At 68.0% G+C, this 14,190-nt stretch carries 12 protein-coding genes; 5 read left to right on the forward strand and 7 right to left on the reverse strand.

Features of this window, described 5'->3' with window-relative positions; translation table 11 throughout:
• Positions 1-6 precede the first annotated feature (6 nt).
• From OV287_RS42545 to OV287_RS42570, 6 genes are all read right to left on the reverse strand, one after another.
• A complete protein-coding gene (locus tag OV287_RS42545; RefSeq protein ID WP_267542537.1) occupies positions 7-1,401 on the reverse strand; it encodes a sigma-54-dependent transcriptional regulator in 1,395 nt (464 codons plus the stop codon).
• 22 nt (positions 1,402-1,423) lie between these two features.
• Positions 1,424-3,055 (reverse strand): two-component system sensor histidine kinase NtrB, encoded by a 1,632-nt coding sequence (locus OV287_RS42550; protein WP_308809787.1) that lies wholly within the window; start codon positions 3,053-3,055, stop codon positions 1,424-1,426.
• Entirely contained in the window at positions 3,042-4,298 is a 1,257-nt protein-coding gene (gene pilC, locus OV287_RS42555; RefSeq protein ID WP_267539760.1) for a type IV pilus assembly protein PilC, read from the reverse strand. Before pilC ends, OV287_RS42550 begins: the two co-directional genes overlap by 14 nt.
• A gap of 50 nt (positions 4,299-4,348) precedes the next feature.
• On the reverse strand, positions 4,349-5,458 hold the full coding sequence (locus OV287_RS42560) for a type IV pilus twitching motility protein PilT (protein ID WP_267539761.1): 1,110 nt from the start codon (positions 5,456-5,458) through the stop codon (positions 4,349-4,351).
• Positions 5,459-5,504: 46 nt separating this feature from the next.
• A complete protein-coding gene (pilB, locus tag OV287_RS42565; protein WP_267539762.1) occupies positions 5,505-7,211 on the reverse strand; it encodes a type IV-A pilus assembly ATPase PilB in 1,707 nt (568 codons plus the stop codon).
• A 187-nt stretch (positions 7,212-7,398) separates the two neighbouring features.
• Positions 7,399-8,325, reverse strand: coding sequence for a bifunctional riboflavin kinase/FAD synthetase (locus OV287_RS42570; RefSeq protein ID WP_267542539.1), 927 nt, complete (start codon positions 8,323-8,325; stop codon positions 7,399-7,401).
• Between the two features lie 90 nt (positions 8,326-8,415).
• On the opposite strand from OV287_RS42570, the gene trmB reads away from it, so the two are divergent.
• The 5 genes from trmB to OV287_RS42595 all read left to right on the forward strand — a co-directional run bounded on the left by trmB (position 8,416) and on the right by OV287_RS42595 (position 12,377).
• Positions 8,416-9,036 carry a tRNA (guanine(46)-N(7))-methyltransferase TrmB gene (trmB, locus tag OV287_RS42575; RefSeq protein WP_267539763.1) on the forward strand — a complete coding sequence of 207 codons (621 nt, stop codon included), beginning with the start codon at positions 8,416-8,418 and terminating at the stop codon, positions 9,034-9,036.
• Positions 9,037-9,135: 99 nt separating this feature from the next.
• Complete coding sequence (locus OV287_RS42580; protein ID WP_267539764.1) at positions 9,136-10,212, forward strand: diguanylate cyclase; 1,077 nt, start codon at positions 9,136-9,138, stop codon at positions 10,210-10,212.
• Between the two features lie 46 nt (positions 10,213-10,258).
• A complete protein-coding gene (locus tag OV287_RS42585) occupies positions 10,259-10,675 on the forward strand; it encodes a hypothetical protein (protein ID WP_267539765.1) in 417 nt (138 codons plus the stop codon).
• A 418-nt stretch (positions 10,676-11,093) separates the two neighbouring features.
• A complete protein-coding gene (locus OV287_RS42590; RefSeq protein ID WP_267539766.1) occupies positions 11,094-11,933 on the forward strand; it encodes a hypothetical protein in 840 nt (279 codons plus the stop codon).
• 18 nt (positions 11,934-11,951) lie between these two features.
• Entirely contained in the window at positions 11,952-12,377 is a 426-nt protein-coding gene (locus OV287_RS42595; RefSeq protein WP_267539767.1) for a cupredoxin domain-containing protein, read from the forward strand.
• 72 nt (positions 12,378-12,449) lie between these two features.
• Here OV287_RS42595 and OV287_RS42600 read toward each other — a convergent pair whose 3' ends face one another.
• Positions 12,450-14,048, reverse strand: a complete 1,599-nt coding sequence (locus tag OV287_RS42600; protein WP_267539768.1) for a DUF4153 domain-containing protein — start codon at positions 14,046-14,048, stop codon at positions 12,450-12,452.
• Positions 14,049-14,190 lie beyond the last annotated feature (142 nt).

Below are 14,190 nucleotides of genomic sequence, written 5' to 3' on the forward strand. Positions count from 1 at the left end.
CGAGGCTCAGGCCTCGTCCTCCCGGTCGGACAGCCCGTGCTTGGCCAGCCGGTAGCGGAAGGAGCGGAACGTCAGGCCGAGCAGCTCCGCCGCGCGAATCTTCACCCCGCCAGCCTGGGCCAGGGCGGCCAGCAGGTAGCGCCGCTCGGCGTCGTCCAGGTGGTGCTCCAGCGAGAAGCCAGCGCCGAGTGACACCTCCGCCGAGGAGGAAGTGGCCGCCGGCGAAGGAGCCGGCTCACCGCGCAGCGTGGGCGGGAGCGCGGCCAGCGTCAGCGCGTCTCCATCCGCCAGCGTGGCCGCGCGCTCGACGATGTTCTCCAGCTGGCGCACGTTGCCCGGGAAGGAGTAGGCGGACAGCACCGCCAGCGCCTCCGGCGAGAAGCGCAACCCCGGCCGGCCCAGCTCCTTGCGCTGCCGCTCGAGGAAGTGCTCGGCCAGCAGCGCGATGTCCCCTGACCGCTCGCGCAACGGCGGCAGCTCGAGGGTGATGACGTTGAGGCGGTAGAAGAGATCCTCCCGGAAGCGCCCCGCCTTCACCTCGGCCTCCAGGCGCCGGTTGGTAGCGGCCACCACGCGCGCCTGGAAGGGAATCTCCGCCGAGCTGCCCACCGGCTTCACCTTGCGCTCCTGCAGCACCCGCAAGAGCTTCACCTGCGTGGCCAGCGGCACCTCGCCAATCTCGTCGAGGAACACCGTGCCCTCCCCCGCGTGCACCAGCAGGCCCGGACGCTCCTGCGTGGCGCCGGTGAAGGCTCCCTTCACGTGACCAAAGAGCTCGCTCTCCAGCACGCCCTCGTTGAGGGCCGCGCAGTTGACGGGGAGGAAGGGTTGGCCAGCACGCTGGCTCTTGAGGTGAATGGCCTTGGCGATGAGCTCCTTGCCCGTACCGCTCTCCCCGTGGATGAGGACGGTGGAGCGCGTGGGCGCCACCTTCTCCACCAGGCTCCAGACGGCGCGCATCCGCTCGCTGCGGCCCACCCCCATCACGCCCGCGCCGGGCACCAGGTGCTCGCGCAGCGACACGTTCTCCCGACGCAGCGAGCGCTTCTCCAGCGCCTTCTGCACCAGCAGCTTCAGCTCCTCGTTGTCGAAGGGCTTGCCGATGTAGTCGTACGCCCCCTCGCGCATGGCCTCCACCGCCGAGGCCGCCGTGCCGAAGGCAGTGATGACGATGACCTCGGGCGGCTCGGCCAGCGAGCGTGTGGCGCGCAGCACGTCCATGCCGCTCTGCGAGGCGCCCAGCTTCATGTCGGTGATGACCAGGTCCACCTGCGCCGAGCTCAGCACCTCCCGGGCCGCCCGCACGCTGTCCGCGCACGTCACCTGGTAGCCCGCCCGGGCCAGCAGCACCTCCAGGAACTCGCGCATCGACAGCTCATCGTCCACCACCAGGATGTGCACGGCCACGCTCTCCCTTTCCCCCTCAACCCTGCACAGGCAGTTGGATGAGGAACTCAGTCCCCTCCTGCGGGGAGGAGGACACCCGAATGTTGCCACCATGCGCACGCACGATGGAGTACGCAGTGGACAGGCCCAGCCCGGTACCGCCCTCCCGGGTGCTGAAGAAGGGCTCGAAGATGCGCGACAGATCCGTGGCGGGAATGCGGCCTCCTGAGTCCCAGATGCGCAGCAGGGCCAACTCGTCGGCGGCTTCCAGCGTCACCCGCACCCGGCCTCCAGGGCCGGCCGCCTGGAAGGCGTTGCGCAGGATGTTGATGAGCACCTGCCGGAGCTGATCCGCATCCACCGGCACGCGCATGGGGGCCAGCGCCATCTCCACCCCCACCTGTGAGGCGAGTGGGTCCACCCGCAGCATGTCCACCGTCTCCGCCACCAGCACCTCCAACTCCAGCGCCTGCTTGACGGGAGGCGGCGGGCGGGCGAAGCGCAGGAAGTCCTCCACCAGCTTGGACAGCCGGTCCGACTCGCGCAGGAGGATCTCCACCAGCTTGGCGGAGGTCGGATCGCCGCCGGGCTCCTGGACGAGCAGCTGCGCCGAGCCCCGCATGGAAGCCAGGGGATTGCGAATCTCATGGGCGAGCTGGGCGGCCAGCGTCCCCAAGGCGGCCAGCCTGTCCGCGCGCTTCAGGTCCTCCTCGATGCGGCGCAGCTCGGTGAGATCCTGGAAGACAACCAGCGTGCCCCCGCCACCACCGGCCTCCAGTGCCGTCACCGTCAGCCCGAGGATGCGCAGGCCCGAGGGCGTCTGCACCGTCAGCTCCCGGCGGCGCTGGCGAACCTCGCGCTCCAACACCCCCGGCAGCAGCGCATCCACATGCGAGCCCGGCGACAGCCGCCCCTCCAGGGACAGGATGGCGCTGGCGGCCCGGTTGACGAAGGTGACGCGCCCGCCCTCGTCACAGGTGATGAGCCCCGAGGGCATGCAGGCCAGGATCTGCCGCTGCAGGTGGTCCAGCTTCTTGAGGTCCGCCTCGCGCTCGGACAGCCGCCCGCCCGTGGCCGAAAGCTGGCGCGTCAGGTAGCCAGCCAGCGCGGCGATGAGGAAGAGGGCCAGCACGTTGCTGCCCAGCAGGAAGGCCAGGCGCTGCCGGCTGACGTCTCCCACGCCCAGGGGCGGCTCCAGCCACTGGAGCTTTACCGCGACCAGCAGCGAGGCATATGCAATGGCACCAGCCCCCGCGGCGAGCAGGGCGCCCCGGCCATCCAGGAGCATGCTCGCGCCGATGACGGCCAGCAGGTAGAGGAAGGTGAAGGGGCTGTCCCCCACTCCCGTGAGGAAGACGAGCACCGAGGCGATGAGCAGGTCGCCTACCACCTGCATCACCGCCGCCACCCGGTCCGCGCGGCCTCCGCGCAGCATGAGGCCGTACACCAGGGTGAAGAGGTAGACGAGCCCGATGACCGAGAAGGACAGCGTGTCCACCCGGCTGGGCTCTTCCACCATCGGCTGCATCAGCAGCCGGGCCGCCACCGCCACCAGCGACAGGCTGACGGCCACCGTGCGGAACACGGTGAGCCAGACCAGCCGCGTTCGCAGCGCGTCCGCCTCTGGAGGCGCCGCGAGCACCAGCCCGCCGACGCTACTTGACGGCACCGGCGATGGCGAAGATGGGCAGGTACATCGAGATGAGGAAGCCGCCGACCACGCCGCCGAGGAACACCATCATCAGCGGTTCGATCATCGCCGTGAGGCCCGCGACTGCCGTGTCGACTTCGTCGTCGTAGAAGTCGGCGATCTTGTTGAGCATCGTGTCCATGGCGCCCGTGGCCTCACCCACGCCGATCATCTGCACCACCATGGGCGGGAACACCTTCGTCTCCAGGAGCGGACCGGCGATGTTCTTGCCCTCGGCGATCTTCCCGCGCACGTAATAGATGGCCTCTTCCACGGAGCGGTTACCAGCCGTCTTGGCCGTCACGTCCAGGGCATCCAGGATGGGCACACCCGAGGAGATCATCGTGCCGAGCGTACGGGTGAAACGCGCCACCGCCACCTTGCGGATGACGGGCCCGAAGATGGGCGCCATCAGGAATACCTTGTCCAGGAAGCGCCGTCCCTGGGGGTGACGGTACGTGTACGTGAAGGCCGTCGCGATGGCGGCGATACCGCCGAACGCGTGGAGCACGTATTTCTGGCACCACTCGGACAAGTCCACCACGAACTGGGTGGGCGCGGGCAGCGCCTGGCCGAAGTCCGAGAACATCTTCGCGAACGTGGGCGTCACCTTGAGGAGCAGCAGCGCCGTCACGCCGAAGGCCACCAGGAGCACGATGACCGGGTAGGTCATGGCGCCCTTGACCTTGCGCTTGAGCTTCTCGTTCTTCTCGCGGTAGGCCGCGAGCCGGTTGAGGATGTTGTCGAGAATACCGCCCACCTCGCCTGCCGCGCACAGCTGGACGAAGAGCTCGTCGAAGACCTTGGGGTGGTCCGCCAGCGCGTCGGCGAAGGTGGAGCCCTGCTCCACCTTGTTCTTGATGGCGAACACGACCTTGCGGAAGGCCGGGTTGTCCATCTGGCTGCCGAGGATGTCGAGGCACTGCACCAGCGGAAGGCCGGCGTCGATCATCGTGGCGAACTGACGGGTGAAGACGAGGATGTCCTTACCCGTGACCGCCGAACCGAGGGCGAGGTTCAGGTCGGAGTCGAGGAGACCCTTCTTGCGGACCTTGACGGGGTTGAGACCCAGCGACTTGAGACGGGCATTGACGGCCTCGATGTCCGAGGCCTCCATCTCGCCCTTCTTGGTCTCGCCAGACTTGGTCTTGGCCTCCCAGAGGAACTGGGCCGTATTCTTGGACTTGGGGGATGCCGACTTCTGGGTTGCCGTTGCAGCCATACAGCCCTCCGAGGGGATGCGAGTCTATCCCCTCCGACGAATTTCGCGAATTAGCGTCCGCCAGGCCCGGCCGGCCGCTGACCAGCCACGCCACCAGCGCCCACGCTCGCCAGGATGTTGCGCAGCTCGTCCGGGTCGCTCGAGCGGCCGAAGGCCTCTTCCTGGGTGATGAGCCGGCGCGCCAGGAGCTGCGCCAGGGCCTGGTTGAAGGTCTGCATGCCGAACTTGGCCTGGCCCACCTGCATCGCCGAGTACACCTGGTGCACCTTGTCCTCGCGGATGAGGTTGCGGATGGCGGGGTTGGGAATCATCACCTCCAGCGCCAGCACGCGGCCCGGAGAGCCCGCCTTGGCAATGAGCGACTGGCTCATCACGCCTTCCAGCACGAACGACAGCTGGGCACGCACCTGCGGCTGCTGGTACGGGGGGAACACGTCCAGCACGCGGTTGATGGTCTGCACCGCGCTGTTGGTGTGCAGCGTGGCGTAGCAGGTGTGGCCCGTCTCGGCGATCACGAGCGCCGCCTCGATCGTCTCCAGGTCACGCAGCTCGCCCACCAGCACCACGTCCGGATCCTGGCGGAGGATGTACTTGAGCGCCGTCTTGAAGTTGCGCGTGTCCGCGCCCACCTCGCGCTGGTTCACCAGACAGTTCTTGTGCGGGTGCAGGTACTCGATGGGGTCCTCGATCGTCATGATGTGCTCGTGACGATCGGTGTTGATCTTGTCCACCATCGAGGCCAGCGTCGTGGACTTGCCCGAGCCGGTGGGACCCGTCACCAGGATGAGGCCGCGCGGCCTCTTCACCAGCTCGGCCACCACCGGAGGAAGACCCAGCTCCTGGAAGGTGAGGATCTTGAAGGGAATGGTGCGGAAGGCCCCGGCCACCGCGCCGCGCTGCATGTAGACGTTGGCGCGGAAGCGGGAGAGCCCCTTCACACCGAAGGACAGGTCCAGCTCGTTCTCCTCCTCGAACTTGTGCTTCTGGGCGTCGGTGAGGATGGAGTAGCAGAGCTGCTTGGTCTCCACCGGGGTGAGCTGGGCCGTCTTGAGCGGCACCAGCTCGCCGTCCACGCGGAGCTGGGGCGGGGAGCCGGTGGTGATGTGGAGGTCGGAAGCGCCCTTCTCGACCATCGCCTTGAGCAGCTGGTGCAGATTCACGAAAACCGTCCTTCGGGTAGGGGGTGTGGCGGGTGGTGCGAGAGGGTTAGAAGTTGTCGGGCGCGGTGTTGGCCACCACCTCGTCCAGCGTGGTGACGCCGTCCATCATCTTCGCCAGGGCCGACATGCGCAGCGAGCTCATGCCCAGGCGGATGGCCTCCTGCTTGAGCTCGGCGGCGGAGGCGCCGTTGATGACCAGCTCCTTGAGGCCATCCCAGAAGGGCATGACCTCGTAGATGGCCACGCGGCCTCGGTAGCCACGGTCGTTGCAGTCGCGGCAGCCGACCTTCTCGTACACGGTGAAGGTGCCGATCTTCTCCGCGGGCACGCCGGCGTTGAGGAGGGCCTGCTCGTCCACGCTCTCCGCCGGCCGCTTGCAGGCGGCGCACAGGCGGCGCGCCAGACGCTGGGCAAGAATCAGGTTGAGCGAGGCCGTCACGAGGAAGGGCTCGATGCCCATGTTGAGCAGACGGCTCACCGTGCCCGGGGCGTCGTTGGTGTGCAGCGTGGAGAGCACCAGGTGGCCCGTGAGCGCCGCCTTGACGCCGATTTCGCCCGTCTCGAAGTCGCGGATCTCACCGATCATGATGATGTCGGGATCCTGACGGAGGAAGGAGCGCAGCGCCGCGGCGAAGTTCAGGCCGATGTCTTCATGCATCTGCACCTGGTTGATGCCGGCGAAGTTGAACTCGACCGGGTCCTCGGCGGTGGCGACGTTGGTGTCGATCTGGTTCAGCATCGAGAGCGCCGAGTAGAGCGTCGTCGTCTTGCCGGAGCCCGTGGGACCCGTCACCAGCACCATGCCGTAGGGGCGCTCGATGGCCTCCTTGAACCAGGCCAGCGGCTGCGGATCGAAGCCCAGCTTCGTCATGTCCAGCTGGAGGTTGGACTTGTCCAGGAGGCGGAGCACCACCTTCTCGCCGAAGAGCGTGGGGCACACGCTGACGCGGAAGTCCATCTCCTTGCCACCGCCGAGCTTGATCTTGATACGGCCGTCCTGCGGCAGGCGGCGCTCGGAGATGTCCAGGTTCGCCATGATCTTCAGACGGCTGGTGATGGCGTTGCGCAGCTTCATCGGCGGGCGCATCACCTCGTAGAGGGAGCCGTCGATGCGGAAGCGGACGCGGAAGTCCTTCTCGTAGGGCTCGACGTGGATGTCCGAGGCGCCCTTCTTGATGGAGTCCTGGAGGATGAGGTTCACCAGCTTGACCACGGGCGCGTCGTCCGCGGCTCGGGCCATCTGCTCGACGTTGCCATCCTCCTCCTCCTCCTTGGCCACCTCGATGTCGTCGGCCATCTCCTCGACGAGCGCGTTCATGTCCGGGCCCTTCTCGGCGTAGTAGCGCTCGATGGCCTCGCGGATGGAGATTTCAGAGGCGACCACCGGCTCCACGTTGTAGCCGGTGAGGAACTTCAGATCGTCCACCGCGTAGATGTTGGACGGATCGCACATCGCCACGATGAGCGAGGGGCCGGCGCGGTTGACGGGGATCACCAGGTGCTTCTCGGCCACTTCCTTCGGCACGAGCTTGATGATCTCCGCGTCGATGTCGAAGTCCTTCAGGTTGATGGCCGGGACGCCGTACTGCTTGGAGAGGAAGTCCGTGAGCTTGGACTCCTCGATGGCTCCCGTCTTGATGAGGGCAGTGCCGATGCGCGTGCCGTTCTTCTGCTGCTCCTCCTGGGCCTTGCGCAGCTGCTGGACGGAAATCAGGTTCTCACGAACCAGCAGTTCACCAAGTCGACCGGACATTCAAATGGCCTCGAACGTTGAAATGGCTTGATGGCACCTCCCGCGCGTCAACGCGGGAGGACACCTGGATGCGCGCGGATACGAGCGCATCGATGGTTCGAGATTAAAGGAAGGGACGCGCAGACCTGTCAAGGCGGCGCACGAGGCCCGCTCTCCCGGCAAACCGTTGAATCTACTCGGGAAAAGTTCAGTCGGACGCCCGTGCGATTACCGCCCGAGCAGCCTCGACATCCCTCTTGATCTGCCCCACGAGCTCTGCCACCGAGCCAAAACGGCGCTCGGCACGCAGCCGATCCAGGAACTGCACCCGCAGCTCCTTCCCGTAGAGATCACCACTGAAGTCCAGCAGGTGCGCCTCGATGGTGACCTCGTTGACGCCAAAGGTGGGCTTGACACCGATATTGGCCACCCCAGGAAGCCAGGAGGACTCCGGAGCGTCGAGAATGCGCACACGGATGGCGTACACGCCGGGGGCCGGCCGCAGCTCGTTCTGGGTGTCCACGTTGGCGGTGGGGATGCCAATGCCGCGACCCCGTCCATGGCCGGTGACAACGGTGCCATCCAGGTCGAAGGGCCGTCCCAACAGGCGCTGCGCCGCACTCACCCGGCCCTCGAGGATGTACTCGCGCACCTTGGAGGACGAGGCCACCACCCCATCCACGGTGACGGGGGACACCACGTGCACCTGGGCGCCTCGGGCCGCAGCGGCCTCGCGCAGGGTGTCCGCGTTGCCGGCCCGGGCGGCACCGTAGGTGAAGTCGTAACCCACCACGATGTGGCGCGCGCCCAGCACGTCCAGCAGCGAGGCCTCGAAGTCGCGCGGCGAGTGACGGGCGTACTCGCGCGTGAAGGGCTGCACCACGGCCGCATCCAGCCCGAAGTGCTCGAAGAGCTGCAGCTTGCGCGGCAGCAGGGTGATGAGCTTGGGGGCCAGCTCCGGCTGGAGCACCTTGCCCGGGTGGGGCTGGAAGGTGAGCGCGGCGGTGGGCGTGCCCTGGCGCCGAGCCTCGGCGAAGAGAGCCTGGTGGCCCAGGTGCACACCATCGAAGTTGCCCAGCGCGAGCGAACAGCCGGTCAGCTCCCGCGCCTCCGTCACACTGTGGAAGACCTTCATGGAGCGCCGGTATAGCGCCAAAATCATCGCTTTGCCCTGGCCAGACCGCCCCGGCCCATGCGAAGAGGCCCCCAGCGTCACGCATCCGCCATGGCCCGCCCCCGCCTCCTCCCCGATCCTGTCGGCCTGCACCTGGCCAAGCTCGAAACCCCTCCCGATTGGGACGCGGAGTTCGGTTTCTCTGGACCCCTCGAGCTGGAGATCGGCTCCGGCGCCGGCGGCCACGCGCTGGAGTACTGCCGGCGCAACCCCGCGGTGCGCTTCGTCGCCTTCGAGTGGCGCAAGAAGTACGCGCGAGACACCCTGGACCGCGGCACCAAGATGGGCCTGCGCAACCTGCGCGTGCTCGAGGCGGACGCGCGCTTCGTGGTGCCCCTCCTCTTCGCGCCCGGCTCGCTCGACACCATCCACCTTCAGTTCCCCGACCCGTGGTGGAAGCGCTCCCACTTCAAGCGCGCCGTCATCCAGCCCGAGTTCGCCAAGCTGCTGTTGGACAAGCTGAAGCCCGGCGGTCTCTTCGACATGCGCACGGACGTTCAGGACCGGGGCGTGTCCATGCTGGCCATCCTGGAGGACGCCGGTTTCATCAACCCCCTGGGGAAGGGTATCTTCCATCCTTATGACCCCGAGGAGGTTCCCTCCACTCGGGAGCGGCGCTACCTGGCCAGCGGAGAGCCTGTCTACCGGGCTCGCCTGCGCAAGCCAGCCTGAGGAGCGGCCGGGCCAGGGGGTGACTTGGCAGTCACACCGCTTCCGGGGAAGAATCGGACGTCCCCGCAAGTCGAGGGACAAGCGGGGTGGAAGCAGCACATGGCGGACGGCTCGATCAAGAAGATGGGAGAGGTGGCACGCCGGACGGTGTCCACCTCTGCGCTCGCTGACCGCACCATCCTGCTCGTCGACGATGACCCGGCCAACATCCAGCACGTGCGCGAGGGCCTGGCCTCGCACGGCTACCGCTTCCGCGAGGCCAACGACGGCACCGAGGCCCTGCGCTCGCTCCGGGAGGTGAGGCCGGACCTCATCATCATGGACGTGGAGATGCCACGGCTGGGCGGGGTGGAGGTGTGCCGCATCATCAAGGCCAACGGGGGCGAGGGCGGCTTTGGCTTCATCCCCGTCATCCTGGTGACGGCCCGACAGGCCGCGGGCAAGGTGGAAGGCCTGGAGCTGGGCGCGGATGACTACCTGGTCAAGCCCTTCGACATGCCGGAGCTCTCCGCGCGCGTGAAGTCCATGCTGCGCCTCAAGGCCCTGCAGGACGCGGTGGTGGAGAAGAACCGCGAGCTGGACCACAAGAACCGCGAGTTGGACCGGGCCAACAAGGAGCTGGCCCAGAAGCGCGAGGAGCTGCTGGCCCTCACCCGCATCGACGCGCTCACCGGCCTCTACAACCGCCGCTACTTCGAGGAGCGCCTCACCGAGGAGTTCGTCCGCTCCACGCGCTACCGCTCGCCGCTGTCGCTGGTGATGATGGACATCGACCACTTCAAGAAGCTCAACGACACCTACGGGCACCCCTTCGGCGACGAGGTGCTGCGCAAGGTGGCCCAGACCATCAAGGGCAAGCTGCGCGAGGTGGACTTCGTGGCGCGCTATGGCGGCGAGGAGATGATCGCCCTGCTGCCAGAGACGGGGCCCAAGGAGGCGCTCGGGGCGTGCGAGCGGGTGCGCGAGGCCATCGCCTCCATCCAACTGGAGCACCGTGCCCAGGATGGGACGCGCCAGCAGGTGCGCTGCACGGCCTCCCTGGGAGTGGCCAGCGTGCCGTCCAAGACCCTGCCCGTGGTGGAGGAGCTGCTGCGAGTGGCCGACACCTGCCTCTACGAGGCCAAGGCCGCGGGCCGGAATTGCGTCCGCCAGTACCAGGACGAATCCCTGGAGTGATGCTGCCCCTTGGCGAGCGGAGCACTTTGGCCTAGATGGCAGGACCATGCGCCTGCTGCCCGCGATGTCGCTCCTCTTGCTGGCCCTGCTGGCCCTCGGTGGTTGTGACCGACCCAGCTCCCTGCCGCCTGACAAGGCCTACCTGGTCTTCCTCGAGCACATGCGGCGGCAGGATGAAAAGAAGGCCTATGCCTTCCTCTCCCAGCCCACCCAGGAGGCACTCAAGTCCCGGGCCGAGGCCGCCGCCAAGGCCTCTGGAGGCGCGGTCAAGGCGGATCCGGTAGCCTTCTTCTTCGCGAATGTTCCTCTCCCACCCGATGTTACGGGGGTCTCGGTATTGAACGAGGAAGGGGACGTGGCGGTGGTGGTCGTGGATTCCTCAAATGTTAAGAGTCAGGTCCGGATGGTCCGTGAACCGTCTGGATGGAAGATTGACCTTACGCAGTCCCTCCAGCAGCCGTGAGAACAGGCCTTCCCCAGGCCGCTCGCGCTTCAGGTAGCCTACGAACGTGAACGATCGGAAGACACGGCGGATTGCCCCCGCGGTCGAGGTCATCCGGCGCCCCGCCAGCACTCCCGGCACCGCGCCGAGCCCGACGCCCACGAGCTCAGTCTCGCCTCGACCCACCCCTACCCCCACGCCGCGGCCTACGCCCACGCCGGCCGCGTCGGGTCCCACGGTCTCCGTGGCGCCCCGACCTACGCCGCGGCCCACCCCGAGCCCAACGCCAGCTTCGACGCCCCCTGGGCCCACCGAGGATCCAGCGGCCGTGGCCCCCGTCGCGCCTCGGCCCAGCCCAGCGCCCGTCGCGCCCCGGCCCATCCCCTCCCCCAGCTTGCCCCGCTCTGGCCCCCCGGCTGGCCGCGGACCTGGGGGACCCATGGGCGCGCGCCCCGGTGGTGGCTTCGGTCGCCCCCGGACACCCCGGCCGCCTCCCACTCCCGAGCAGATCCTCGCACTCGCCACCAAGGAGCATGTGCCGGCGCGCATCGCCAAGGGTGAGCTCGAGGGCAAGATGAAGTGCCGGGTGTGGCGCAAGCTGCACGCAGAGGAAGCCAAGCGCTTTGACCAGGTGTACGCGCTGATGGGCCAGAATCCGGGCCTGTCGCTCCCCGATGCCTTCGGCGTGCTGCAGAGCGGTCTGACCGTGGCCGACTTCCTCGCGCGCAAGGAGCGCACCCAGCGCAAGGCCGCCGTCAAGCAGGCCCGCGGCGAGGTGGACGACACCTCGGTGAGCGCCTTCATCAACGGGTTGCTGGAGTCGAAGACGGAGCTGGCCGTCGTGCTGGGCGAGCGCACCGTGCTCGACACCCTCGCGACCGTGGAGCCCATCTCCTTCGTGCTCGGACGCAGTGGCCGGCTGGAGAAGCTCCAGGTCGTCATGGTCACCCGCCGCTCGGACTGGGAGCAGCTCACGCCGCAGCTCGATCGCGACCAGAAGCTGGCCCAGAAGCCCGCCAATGTCGCGCGCCAGCCGGACAAGCGCCCCTTCTCGGATCCCCGTCCCTTCCTCCCCCACCAGAGCCAGCTCGTTCACCTGACGCTGCGCAATGGCATCCAGCTCTCCATGCGCCTGCGCGTAGTGGGACGCTTCGACCTCATCGTCGGCGAGGACGGACACGAGGTGTTCATCCCCCTGCACGCCCTGGTGCGCTTCTCGGCCGAGGAAGAGGCCCTGGACGCAGAGACTCCCGGCGATGAGGCTGGGGAGAACGAGTAGCCGCGAGGACCCCCTGTGATGCCTTTCCTCTCCAAGATCATCAAGCCGCTGCTGGCCCTCACCCTGTCGGCGGCCGTCCTGGGCGCCCAGGGATGCTCCAAGGACTCGAAGCCGGCGGAGACTCCCACCGCGGCTCCCGCTGCAGCGCCCTCCCAGCCCGCGGCGAAGCCCGGTGAGCCGCGCACCATCGCGCTCTCCGTCACGGAGAAGGGCTACGAGCCGAGCCCTGTCACCCTCAAGCAGGGCGAGCCCGTGAAGCTGGTGCTGACCCGGACCACGGACCACACCTGCGCGACGGAGATCGTCCTCGAGGAGTACAACATCAACACCCCGCTGCCCCTCAACCAGCCGGTGGAGGTGGCCTTCACCCCCAACAAGACGGGCAAGCTCGTCTACGGCTGCGCCATGGGGAAGATGATCAGCGGCGTGTTCATGGTGGAGTGAGTCCACCACTTCGCTGCTGCCTTCACGAGGGGGCCGGCCACACCCGCGCGGTGTGGAGGCCCCCTTCGTGTTTCAATACGTCACCTTCAAGGAATCATCCGTCTCCTCGACGGCGGACGCCTGCTCCGCGACGGGCGCCGGCATCGAAACCGGACACTGGAGCGGGTGGGCCCACTTCGCGGCCCGGTGACGTGCGAGGTGGAAGGCGGGCCAGCCGCCCGGCATCGGCTCGGTGAACCGGCAGAACATGCCGTGGACGTTCCGCGAGAACACGCTGTCGGGCGACTGCGCCAGGTACGCGGACAGCTCCGGCGCAGCGTCCTCGGACAGGGACACCAGGTGCGACTCGTCCAGCACGTACCCCTCCGCGGCCCGAGCGAGGTTGCCCTGCGCGATGAAGGCGTCGGGGTTGAGCACGTTCAGCGCAGCGAGGAAGCCGAGCGCCCCCACGAAGGCACCGATGGCGAAGCGCTCCGGGCGCCACCACAGCGTCACCGCGCGCCACACGAGCACCCCGGCCAGCGCCACCATGAAGACGTGCGTGTACACACGCAGGTGCGTGTAGCCGTAGGCGGACTCGTAGAGCGCCATGCGCTTCATCGCCGAGGCGAGGATGACCAGCACCAGCCCCACCATCACCGAGCACGCCACCCGGAAGGCAGTGACCTGCCCCTGGCCCTGCAACCGAGTCCAGCGCGCCAGCGCCAGGCTGAGCGCCAACGTCATCACCGACACCGCGAGCAATTCGAAGAAGCCGCGCCGGGCGTACTCCGAATAGCTCACGAACCTCGCGGGAAGCTGCGCCGCACCGAAGAGGAAGGCGAGCTGGATGGCGGTGAAGCCCAGGAAGAGCAGGTCCACCAACCCCACCAGCGTGAGGCTCTCAGTGAAGCCCAGACGGCCCTCGGCCGGAGTCACCTCCGCCTCACCCGCCTCGGCACCATTGCGACGCCGACGCTGCGCATGGGCGAGCAGCCCGAGCACTCCGAACGCGCTGCCCCCCACGAACACCAGTCGCCCCACCCCATCCAGGAACGTCATGCCCGGGTTGAAGGCCAGCACCCGCGCCACCGCCTCCTCGAAGACCGCGTCCGCCGAGACGAGCAGCGCGGTGAAGATGCCCAGCACGGGCACCGCGAGCAGCGCTCCCCGCACCACCGGCATCAGCTTCGGCACCTGCCTGCGGGCCGCCGACAGGTCCACCTCCGAACGCACCACGCCCGGAGGTAGGAGCACAGCTCGGAAGAAGGTGCCGAGCGCAGTGAACGGATAGCTCCACAGCCCGAGCCGCTCCACGCGGCCCGCCGCCCAGAAGTGCGTCACCAGCAGCAGCAAGAAGCCCGAGGCAAGCACGTTGAGCGTCGTGAGGAACGGGCTCGCACGCACGAACACCATGCCGGAGAAGAACAGCAGCGGCACGAGCAGCCACGCATTGGGACGGGCCCGCTGCCAGCCCTCGCGCCCTCCCAGGCCGAGCAGCACCGCGAGGAGTAGCACGATGAACAGCGGGAAGGAGAGGCCGAGCGCGGGCCCATCGAAGAGCACCTCGGCACAGGCGCCCAGCCCGAGCGACGCGAGCAAGGTCGCGAGGGGCCGGCGCAGTCGCGGAACGGCAGGTGCCGAGGGAGCCTCGGCATCATGGGTTGAGAAATCAGTGGCGGCGGTCGTCATACGGGACTCCGAGAGCGAGTTCGCGCTGTGTTGTGCAAGGTTGGGCCCAGCCACGGTCGCGGCGAGCACCCACGCCCCGAACGGTCGGTTCGCGGCACCGAGCGGTCGGAACCAGGGAGACCCCGATTGAGCACTGGCTCCA

This window comes from Archangium lansingense (assembly GCF_026626635.1).
Lineage (GTDB): Bacteria > Myxococcota > Myxococcia > Myxococcales > Myxococcaceae > Archangium > Archangium lansingense.

Bases quoted from the DNA above. Each gene is read 5' to 3' on its own strand.
- pilC (WP_267539760.1), bottom strand. From the start codon at position 4,298: ATGGCTGCAACGGCAACCCAGAAGTCGGCATCCCCCAAGTCCAAGAAT.
- pilB (WP_267539762.1), bottom strand. From the start codon at position 7,211: ATGTCCGGTCGACTTGGTGAACTGCTGGTTCGTGAGAACCTGATTTCC.
- OV287_RS42570 (WP_267542539.1), bottom strand. From the start codon at position 8,325: ATGAAGGTCTTCCACAGTGTGACGGAGGCGCGGGAGCTGACCGGCTGT.
- trmB (WP_267539763.1), top strand. From the start codon at position 8,416: ATGGCCCGCCCCCGCCTCCTCCCCGATCCTGTCGGCCTGCACCTGGCC.
- OV287_RS42580 (WP_267539764.1), top strand. From the start codon at position 9,136: ATGGCGGACGGCTCGATCAAGAAGATGGGAGAGGTGGCACGCCGGACG.
- OV287_RS42585 (WP_267539765.1), top strand. From the start codon at position 10,259: ATGCGCCTGCTGCCCGCGATGTCGCTCCTCTTGCTGGCCCTGCTGGCC.
- OV287_RS42590 (WP_267539766.1), top strand. From the start codon at position 11,094: ATGGGCGCGCGCCCCGGTGGTGGCTTCGGTCGCCCCCGGACACCCCGG.
- OV287_RS42595 (WP_267539767.1), top strand. From the start codon at position 11,952: ATGCCTTTCCTCTCCAAGATCATCAAGCCGCTGCTGGCCCTCACCCTG.
- OV287_RS42600 (WP_267539768.1), bottom strand. From the start codon at position 14,048: ATGACGACCGCCGCCACTGATTTCTCAACCCATGATGCCGAGGCTCCC.